The sequence below is a fragment of the Winogradskyella bathintestinalis genome (assembly GCF_030407435.1).
GTDB lineage: Bacteria > Bacteroidota > Bacteroidia > Flavobacteriales > Flavobacteriaceae > Winogradskyella > Winogradskyella bathintestinalis.
On sequence record NZ_JASDDK010000018.1, the window covers coordinates 1 to 9,624 of the forward strand.

At 28.0% G+C, this 9,624-nt stretch carries 8 protein-coding genes; all 8 read right to left on the reverse strand.

What is annotated here, in order from left to right; genetic code table 11:
* Positions 1–379: 379 nt before the first annotated feature.
* The 8 genes from QMA06_RS16195 to QMA06_RS16230 all read right to left on the reverse strand — a co-directional run bounded on the left by QMA06_RS16195 (position 380) and on the right by QMA06_RS16230 (position 9,411).
* Positions 380–898 carry a hypothetical protein gene (locus QMA06_RS16195; RefSeq protein ID WP_290207960.1) on the reverse strand — a complete coding sequence of 173 codons (519 nt, stop codon included), beginning with the start codon at positions 896–898 and terminating at the stop codon, positions 380–382.
* A gap of 157 nt (positions 899–1,055) precedes the next feature.
* Entirely contained in the window at positions 1,056–3,215 is a 2,160-nt protein-coding gene (locus tag QMA06_RS16200) for a KAP family P-loop NTPase fold protein (RefSeq protein WP_290207961.1), read from the reverse strand.
* A gap of 173 nt (positions 3,216–3,388) precedes the next feature.
* On the reverse strand, positions 3,389–4,084 hold the full coding sequence (locus QMA06_RS16205) for a CPBP family glutamic-type intramembrane protease (protein WP_290207962.1): 696 nt from the start codon (positions 4,082–4,084) through the stop codon (positions 3,389–3,391).
* Positions 4,085–4,243: 159 nt separating this feature from the next.
* Positions 4,244–4,546 carry a type II toxin-antitoxin system RelE/ParE family toxin gene (locus tag QMA06_RS16210; RefSeq protein WP_290207963.1) on the reverse strand — a complete coding sequence of 101 codons (303 nt, stop codon included), beginning with the start codon at positions 4,544–4,546 and terminating at the stop codon, positions 4,244–4,246.
* Positions 4,543–4,785: a type II toxin-antitoxin system ParD family antitoxin gene (locus tag QMA06_RS16215; RefSeq protein ID WP_290207964.1), complete on the reverse strand. Its 243-nt coding sequence runs from the start codon at positions 4,783–4,785 to the stop codon at positions 4,543–4,545. The genes QMA06_RS16210 and QMA06_RS16215 overlap by 4 nt, the downstream gene beginning before the upstream one ends.
* A gap of 198 nt (positions 4,786–4,983) precedes the next feature.
* A complete protein-coding gene (locus QMA06_RS16220) occupies positions 4,984–5,625 on the reverse strand; it encodes an SMI1/KNR4 family protein (protein ID WP_290207965.1) in 642 nt (213 codons plus the stop codon).
* A 166-nt stretch (positions 5,626–5,791) separates the two neighbouring features.
* The gene (locus QMA06_RS16225) at positions 5,792–6,418 is read right to left on the reverse strand and encodes a hypothetical protein (protein ID WP_290207966.1); all 627 of its coding nucleotides are present in this window, start codon (positions 6,416–6,418) and stop codon (positions 5,792–5,794) included.
* A 716-nt stretch (positions 6,419–7,134) separates the two neighbouring features.
* Complete coding sequence (locus tag QMA06_RS16230; RefSeq protein ID WP_290207967.1) at positions 7,135–9,411, reverse strand: nSTAND3 domain-containing NTPase; 2,277 nt, start codon at positions 9,409–9,411, stop codon at positions 7,135–7,137.
* Between the last annotated feature and the right edge of the window lie 213 nt (positions 9,412–9,624).

Genomic DNA, 9,624 nt, shown 5'->3' on the forward strand with positions numbered 1-9,624 from the left:
TGTATTTTCTAATCCAATAGGAGATAGTTGTTCTGGGAACATCATATTTTTTAGATGCAAAGTTTGTAGAAATCTGACCATTCTGAATTTGGTCAACGACGAATAATTTGAGTTCTAAAGTTGCTTTTTTGTAGCTTTTTTTTCGCCAGTGTTCTTTTTGTGCTTTCATAAGTGACTATCATTAAATGATGAATTTTTAGTCAACCTATTTCAGGAAAGTACATCTGTTATATTATTGCCAACGTGTTTGTGTATGATTAGTTGCGTGGTTAAGCAACTAATTTAGCAAACTTTTACGAACCTGCGAATATTCCGCAGGAATATTCGCAAGTAGGGAAGAACCTAGCAATTAATTATACACGGTGTTAGCTACAGTTTTTTATTTAGTCATTGTATATCCAGCTCTTGTTTTTATCTTATTCGGCTGAAATAAAAATGAAACTCCATTAATTTCCAAATCGGTCAATTCATCAAGTTTTTTAAATTCTGTAAAAATTTGGCAAGAAACAGCTGTAAAATCAAATCTATTATCTACTGGATTGAAAAATAGTTGAATTCCGCCATCATAAGTGTTTTCAATTAATTCAACTTTTGGGAATAAATCAGTTAAATACTCCAATTTTAGATTCAGATTTTTTCCGCTAAATGCAATATAAGTAATTGGCTTGTCAGGTTCATTATTTTCCAAGTCAGGATTGATAGCAATATAATTCAGATTTTCATTTTTTGGAATTAAGAATTTTGAAGTTCGTTCTGCTCTTTTATATTTCGAGTTTTCATTGCCCAATAAATCAGAAATGGTTTTTGTTGATTGAGAATTTCCATTCGATAATAGTTCCGAAATTGAAATCAACCATTCTTTTGATTTTGTATTTTTAATGTTTTTTAATTCAGTCACGATTTTTTTCAAATTGTAGCTAACGTGTTTGTGTATGATTAGTTGCGTGGTTCAGTGAGTAAGTTAGCAAATAAAAACCGAATAGAAAATACGCGAGTATTTTCGTAAGTAGACACGAATCAAGCAATTAATTATACACGGTGTTGTGGGCAGTTTTTTAATATCTACCCATATCCTCCAATGTCTCAATATTGTAATATTTATTTTCTTTAAACCCATCATTATATGCTTTATTAAATAATGCTATAACTTTGTTTTCATTCTCATCAAATAGGTCTAAATCAAATTTATCAATCCTTTCTTTTATTTTTTCTTTATCCAAACCAGGGAAAAATTGATATTCAGCCAATTGATAACCAGTATTACTATTTGATGTCATCCAGTTTTTTTTGATTGATAACCATAAGTATTTTATAAGTTCGTTATCATTGACTATTAATTTCGGGAAATTCTCGTCATAATATTCTGGAAAACTATTTTTAACAACACCAAGTATTAATGTTATTTCATCTTCTCCTAAAAAATCTTTGTCCTCTAACAATTTTGTAAAAAGTTGTTTTGCTGAAATATTTCGTTTTTCAATTAGGTCTTTAATGTATAAGTCGTCATCTTCTTTTTCTCTTTTAAATAAATCATACCATAAATAATCTGAATATAATTTTTCTTTATCTAATAGTTCCTTTGAGTTCATTATAGTATCTGCAACATAAAATGAAGAGAAATGTATTTCTTTTTGAATCTTAACTAAATGTTCAGAAATAATTTTACGTCTTTCCTCTAAATCTTCGATATCATTCAAAATTTTTGAACAAAATCTTAAAACACTCATAATGTCTGAATCATAACCAAAAAGTCCTTGTCGTTTGTAAGTCATAAGGTTAGTAAAACCTAAAGCGGATAATAAGATGTTTTTTTGTTGCTCTTTTTTAGATTTATTATTCTTTATTTCAACCCAGTTTAGGAATTGAAATAATTGATTTTTTTCATTTATATCTTTTAATATTTCAATGTTAGTTTGCGTTTCTGTTGAATTAATAAATTTATCAAAAGTTTCTTCTTGTATATCAAAATTAGCGAGTTGTAAATTGAAATATCTGTCAAAATAATTTTTGTTAGCAACTCTTTTGGCACGGATAAGGTCTTCTGGTGATTCTGTATTAAAGGATAACATAGTATCTATAAGGAAAAGTCTATTTAAAATGTTTTTAGTAGTAATATCAAATTCAGTTTTTTCGATAATATCTTTAGCAGAGTTTTCATCATTTGAACCCATTCGAAAATTATAATTGGTTACTGATTTTTGATATATTAGATTCTCTTTATTGTCGATTACAAATTGATATGCTTTTTGATTAAAAATTCGTAATGCTTCTATCGATAAAAAATCTAATAGGTTTAAATCATTAAAAATTGATGACAACCTTAATTTAATACTATTATTATATCTATAGATATCTCTTAATGATTTGAAGTATTTTATAAAAGGTTCTGTTTTTATTTCATCACTTTGACTTTTTATAATTTCGCATATTTCTCCAGAAGGAAATAAGGTATTAATACTGTCTATGAAAATTCTAGTAATATCTTCTTTTGATACAGATGGTAAAGTGTAATCTATTTGAACAATTTTCTCAATATATTTTTTGCCATTTTCTCCAAATTGTTGATTTAGTGCAGTTGTAACAACATCATGATCATAGGCTAAAATGAATATTGTATTTGCAAAATTCCCATTAAGCTTAACCAGTTGAAAAATATCTGTAATTTCAGAAGGTGTTAAACGGTCAATATCATCAATTGTTATATATAACTTAACTTTGGATTTAATAAGTAAATCATCAATATCACTTTTTAATTCTGAAAGGTTCTTTTCTTTGCTCAATCCTTGTAAGAATTTTTGAGCATCAGAAACTGCTTCTCCTGTTCCTGAATGAATGTACTTTAACCAATTTAAATGTTCTAAAAAATCTGCTATTTTTTTTGAAGCATCTTTCAGTTTTTCTTTATTGGTTTCTAGTTTAATAAATAATTCTTTAAGAAAAATATTCTGTAATTCTTTTTGTCCTGAAAACATCCAAGGATTGAATCGAACTGTAATTATTTCTTCTTCATTTTCGTTAGTTAATCTCTTAACCTCATTTATTATAAAATTTATTATTGTGGATTTTCCTGAACCCCAAGCTCCATTAATTCCAAGTACAATACTTTCGTTATTATTTTTAAAAGAGTTTACTAGTCCAGATGCAATTTCAGTCGCAAATAAGTACCTTCCTAATTTATCATATTTGCTTTCTTCTAAAGGTAAATCTGTATGCATATTCTAATTTTCTATGATGTTTGTTAAATTGCCCACAACGTATTTGTGTATGATTAGTTGCGTGGTTAAGCAACTAATTTAGTAAACTTTTACGAACCTGAGAATATTCCGAAGGAATATTCCAGATGAGCAGAGACAAAGCAATTAATTATACACGGTGTTGTAGCAAGTTTTTATTCCACAAACAATAGTGGCAATGTTAATAATCCATTATTCAAAATATGCAAGCAAATTGACAATATTATTCCTGATTTTAGTCGTGCATAGCTCAGAATTAATCCAGCTATAAAATGCGGTAAAACTAATATTGGAATGTATATCATATTCGAAATATTCAATTCATAATTTAGAATATGAATAAGAGCAAAACTATTTAGTAAAGAATAAAAAATAATAAGTCTGTTGTTTTTCCAAAAATTTGATAATTTTTCGATTATTCGTTTTTTCAAAATTACTACTAGAAATAAAGATATAATAACTATTATCAGCAGTATAAATGGCAAATATATTTGAAGTGTAAATTTTAATATTAAATAAATGAATCCAGAAGTCATTAAGATGAAGTTCCATTTTGAAAATCTAAGACCAAGTCTAAATGTAAGTTCCTCAAAGATTGGTGCTAAAAAAGTAAGAATTAAAAACTGATAAATACCAGAATATTCGTCAACTTCAAAGTCCGTAGAAACAACAGGAAAATTAATTGAATCAACTGTCTTAATTAAATAAGTTAATGTAAAATATACTATTTTGAAGACTATTAGTACAAAAAATAGTCTGAATAAAAAATTGATTGATTGTCTTAAAGTTTTTTCTTCTTCTTTAATAAATCCCGACTTTGTTAAAATCCAAAGGTTTTTTAGTGTTTTCAAATGTTTTTTTCAAATTTGCTACAACGGTTTTGTATAAGATTAGTTGCGTGGTTTAAGCAACTAATTTAGCAAATACAAACCGAATAGAAAATCCGCGAGGATTTTCGTAAGTAGGCTTGCAATAGCAATTAATTTTATACGGTGTTGTGTGCAGTTTTTTTATTTCAGTCGTTTTTTAATATCCATTCTCTGATGTAAAATTCTAACGATTTCTACAATTTCATTTTCAACTTTTCTGTAGAAAATCAGATGCGATTTAATTTTCGTTACGCGATAATTTTTTCGGGTTTGTTCAGCCGATTTTCCAATCAGATAGTTATCCGCAATAAAATCAATTTCAGCCATTATTAAATCGTAATATCTGTCTGCTTGTTCTTTAGACCATTTGTTAAGAGTAGAAATCCAAATTTTATCTAAATCCTCAATCGCTTGTTGACTTATGCGATATTTGTTTTTACTCATAAGTGTTTACGATGTAATTCTTTCAAATGTTGTTTTGGGTCGAGATTTTCAACAAAACCGCTATTTTCTCCAACTTCGAGAGCTTTAATAAGTTCTCTTTCTTTTTTTTCTTCACGTTCTAACAAACGTAATGCGGAACGAATTACTTCGCTAACCGAACCATATCTACCAGAATTTACTTCTTCTCTGATAAAATCCTCAAAATGATTTCCAAGTGATATTGATGTATTTTTTCCCATATTGGCTATATTTTACTCAAATATACCAAATCTTGGTAACGCAGCCAAATTGCACACAACGTGTTTGTGTATGATTTCGTTGCGTATTTAAGCACTAAAGTTAGCAAATAAATCACAGATAGAAAGTCCGCGAGGACTTTCGTAAGTAGGCTATAGCTAGCAATGAATTATACACGGTGTTACCTGCTGGCTTTATTCTTAAAATATTTTTTTCAGTCTGTTCCAAAAGCTTTGTTTATCTGACATAAATTGACTTTTCGGTGTTGTTTTTTCGATATTCACTTTCAATTCTCCACTTGCATTATGTAATTCTATTAGTCTATCAATTTCACTTAATATCATTTCATTTAGATTATTCCATTCATTTAGTGGTTTTGTGTCATTTTCTTTACAACGATAGACTTTATTATTATTTCTATTTATGTACAAATGTGAACCATTTCCCCAATCATATCCACCAATGAAAAAATGTTCAGGTTTTGCATTCTTAGGTCTTTCATAAAGATTAGTTGTCAAAATCGAGAATGGTAATCGATTTTCGATTTCCTTTGTTCTGTTATATGATGTTCTTAAGCCATCAAGACAAAATGTTGTATTGAAAATATGCAGTCCATTTGAAAACTGCAGAAATTTTTTATAGTCTGCTGGTATTTCAGTTTCTAATTCTTGTTCAAGCCTATCAATTTCCTTTGTATTTAGTCCTTTGTATATTGAATGTAAATAAGCTAAAGGTGCAATGTGAGGTGCTTTTCCAATTAATTCAGTTCCATTAGATTGTTTTTCAACACCTAGTTTTTCATATTTGGATAATCTATTTCTAATTTCTTTTCCTATGTTCATCGGTTTGTTCAGCTTGCAGGTAACGTGTTTGTATATGATTTGTTGCGTGTTTCAAGCAACTAATTTAGTAAATAATTACCGACCAAGAAAGTCCGAGAGGACTTTCGTAAGTAGGCGAGAAGCCAGCAATAAATTATATACGGTGTTGTGTGTTCGTTTTTTTTATTCAGATTATTATCCAACCCTCTTTTAAAAAGGTCAATTTAGAATTCGTTATAAACTCTTTTAAATTAGTGTTTTTATCAGCATTTTCATTAGTCAATTCAAATATATAGACTTGTGGATTTACTGATTTCGGTCTGCCTAACCAAAATCTAAATCGTTTAATTTTCGGTGAGTTAGAAAGAAAATCAAGTTCTTCCAAATTCATTATCGTTAGATTATATCCTCTGCTCAATTCGTAAAAATATCGTTCAGAAACAGAAAGAGAGTCAAGTTCTTTTTCCGTTTTCCGGTTTTCAGTTGTAAATCCGCTTATTAATTGAGGATATAAAATCCCTTTTTTAAATAGAAGTTTTAACGGTTCATCTATTCCGTATATGCTGAAAGATTTGTTGTCATAAATAAATTCAGTTCCGTCTTTTTCTTTAATTTCATTAAGATATAGTTCATAAGACTGTTCTTTATACTCTTTTTTGAATAATTCTTGAGCCCAATAATTTTCTTGTTCTCCTTGATTTTTAAAAGGTGGTTTTAATTCAGTTGTTTTGTCAGTTTCAACTTTTTCAGGATTATTTTGGGATTTGCAACCAAAAGAAAAAGTCAGAAGTAATATTGTCAAAATTAATTTCATTTTCTTTATTTTTTTCGATAAAAAAAGTCACAATGAACGAACGATGTTTTTCGTTGAGTAACGTTGCTCTTAAATGACACACAACGGTCTCGTATATGGTTTGTTGCGAGATTATAACTCTAAATTTAGTAAATAAAACTGAAAGGTAAAATTCCAACGGAATTTTTCTTGATCTACTATAAGTAGCAATGAACTATATACATTGTTGGCTAACGTATTTTATTTGTTGATTCAGCCGTGATCATTGCGTATTGCTGATAAATTAATATTTTCCAGACGTTTTTGACATAAGTAGCTAAACAGAAACGTTAGCTTTATACACTTACTCAATTAAAGGACCGAACTTAATTAAATTTTATTCAGGCTATTTTGCCGTGAGATCTTGTTTTAAATTTAGCGAACTGATTAGTTTTAGATATTATTCAGCGTTGTATTTTTTAATTTCCAGCGTTCTGATTTGCGATTAGATTTTTAGTAGAGACCTCTCAAAACTTAACAGACTAAACTCTTAATTTCGGGAAAATTGTAGACGAGCACGATATGTTTGCCAACGTGTTTGTGTATGATTTCGTTGCGTGGTTTAAGCACTAAAGTTAGCAAATAAATCACAGATAGAAAGTCCGCGAGGACTTTCGTAAGTAGGCTATAACTAGCAATGAATTATACACGGTGTTGGCAACAGTTTTTTATTATTTAATTCTTAAAATTTGTTTTTATCAACGCTCAAAAATAGCATCTATATCGTCTTGATTCGATGTTCCTGAATTGTAACTTCCTCCCATATCTCTATCATACTCATAATCTTGGGTTTCTAAATAAGATATTGCCATATCATCTATATCCAAACTAGAAATAATGTTTGAAGTGCTGAATTCAATTTTTTCTAAAACATTCTTATTAAAATATTCTAATGAAGAGTCCAGTATGCTAGATATTTCAGATTCAACTCCGCTTATGTCAAGGTCATAATCGGGAAAACTGTTTACACTAATATAATTGCTAAAATCAATATCTAAATCGTTGTTTTTAATAATGTCTTCTAAATAGAGTTCAGTGTGATTTTCAACTTGCGAAAGGATATTTTTGTCATTAATATCAAATTTATCAATGAAATTTAAAAGGTCAATCAATTCGTCTTCATTTAAAAAGTCTTCAATAAAATTATACAAAAATTTATAATCCTTAAATTCTATTTCTGGGTCAAAATCTGTCAATATCGATAATAATTCACATAAATTATTTCCCTTAGGATTATCAGCTTCTATTAATGTCTTTAAAAAATACTCTATTTGCTTGTTTAAGTTTTCATTAAAGAAATCTTGATAAGAAAGTAAGATTAAGAAATCCCAATCTTCTTCTTCTATTTTGCGTTCAAAAAAGTATTCGAATAAATTTTCTTGAATTTTTTTTGAGGATTGTTTATTAATTTTGTTAAATATAGTAATAGTATCTAAATTTCTTAGAGATGTTTCCGTTTCTAAGGATTTTAAAACATTTGAAATTAGTTCAATTTCGTTACAGTAGGTATTAAGAACAAAATCTGCAATTGATGGGTTAAAAAGTACATATTCATAACTGTTTTCACTTATATTATTCCTATTTAGTAATGATTTTGCAGCTAGTTTTCTGACTGATTCAAAACTCTTATCTGTTTGGTCACCTAAATTAACAGTATGAATTTTAATAAATGTATTATACGAACGTCTAAGTTCTTCTTCCGATATTCTACCATTATTGTAAACAGTTAGAAATATTAATGCTCTTACACAGTCATCTGTTTGATTTTGAAAATAATCTGCCCAAATATCTTGAGGATTATCTAGGCTATTTTTTACGTATTCCCAATAGTTAACAGGTAAAACACTACCAATTCTGATATTATCCGTTACAAACTCAATTATTCGAGGATTAAAATTTCGATGTGTTATTATTTTATTGTAATTTTTATATTGGTAAATAACATCAATATATTCTTTATTTAAATTTGAATGATATATATGATTATATAAAATTTGTGCTTTATCTATTTTTGATAAATTTTCAACTTTCAGTAAAAACTCATTATCTCGAATTTTTCCATTTTGAAATTTATGACTTATGCTGTATGCCTTATTTAATATATTAGTTCGGGATGTTAGTATAATTTTTTTTGAATTATCTCTACAAACTCTGTTTATGAATTTGACAATGTGTGAATCTTTTTTATTGCTAATAGCATCGTATAAATTACTACCTAAAAAATCATCACAATAAAACAAAATTTTCTTTTTTTCTTTTTCTCTAAATATACTTTCAGCTTCACTTATACTTTCTTCAATATCACAAAATTCATATCCTTTGGCTATATAAAAAAGTGCTAAGTTATCAGCAAGTGTAGTTTTTCCTATTCCAGGTTCACCAGTCATAATAACTACATTTTTTTCTTTTAAAAGTTTTAATCCTTTTATATGATTTTCTGTAATAGCATACTTGTGAGCGTTTTCTTCTATTTCACGAATTGTACTTTCGCTCCTTCCTTTAATAGCATTATTATGAATTAAGTCCAATACAGAAGCACTTGTAATCCATAACTTAAGGTTTTGCTCAACTATGTCTTGATTTTCTTTTTTTGTCAAGAAGTCGCTTAAATCCTCCTTTCCAAAAATATCATCCTCCCTTTTAATATAAGGATGGAATATCTTTTGTATTTCTTGCTTGTTATGTCTTGATAATTTTTGTGAAGTAATAAAAATATACTTTTCCGGATTGAGTTTTTTAACTTTTGCTGCTTCTTCAGATTTTAATTTTGAAATTAGACTGTTATATGGTGTCTCTACATAATGTTTACATTGGATAATTCCTTCTCTTTTTTTGCCAATCCAGAATCTACCATCAACGCCACCATCTTTTCCAGCTTTAAATGTTTCAATTCTTTTGCTTAAAATTTTACCAATAACTGATGCTCCTAAAGCTTCAAATTCTCTGTCATTTAGTTTCGAAAAGTCATATTCCATTTTTTTATTAATGTTTTATTCAAAAGTAATTTATTTTAATATTCAGATAGAATTTTTTTCTAATGATAGATAATAGTTTGTCGGTTTGTATTATACTGAAATAGGTTGACTCTTTTTGGTTACTATTTAGACGTTCAAAAGATTTTTTTTAGCCGTTTAGAAGGCAAAAAAATAGTTTGAACTGGGTCAGTTCTTAAATCGTAAGTTCAGGTA

Bases quoted from the DNA above. Each gene is read 5' to 3' on its own strand.
- QMA06_RS16200 (WP_290207961.1), bottom strand. From the start codon at position 3,215: ATGCATACAGATTTACCTTTAGAAGAAAGCAAATATGATAAATTAGGA.
- QMA06_RS16210 (WP_290207963.1), bottom strand. From the start codon at position 4,546: ATGAGTAAAAACAAATATCGCATAAGTCAACAAGCGATTGAGGATTTA.
- QMA06_RS16215 (WP_290207964.1), bottom strand. From the start codon at position 4,785: ATGGGAAAAAATACATCAATATCACTTGGAAATCATTTTGAGGATTTT.
- QMA06_RS16220 (WP_290207965.1), bottom strand. From the start codon at position 5,625: ATGAACATAGGAAAAGAAATTAGAAATAGATTATCCAAATATGAAAAA.
- QMA06_RS16225 (WP_290207966.1), bottom strand. From the start codon at position 6,418: ATGAAATTAATTTTGACAATATTACTTCTGACTTTTTCTTTTGGTTGC.
- QMA06_RS16230 (WP_290207967.1), bottom strand. From the start codon at position 9,411: ATGGAATATGACTTTTCGAAACTAAATGACAGAGAATTTGAAGCTTTA.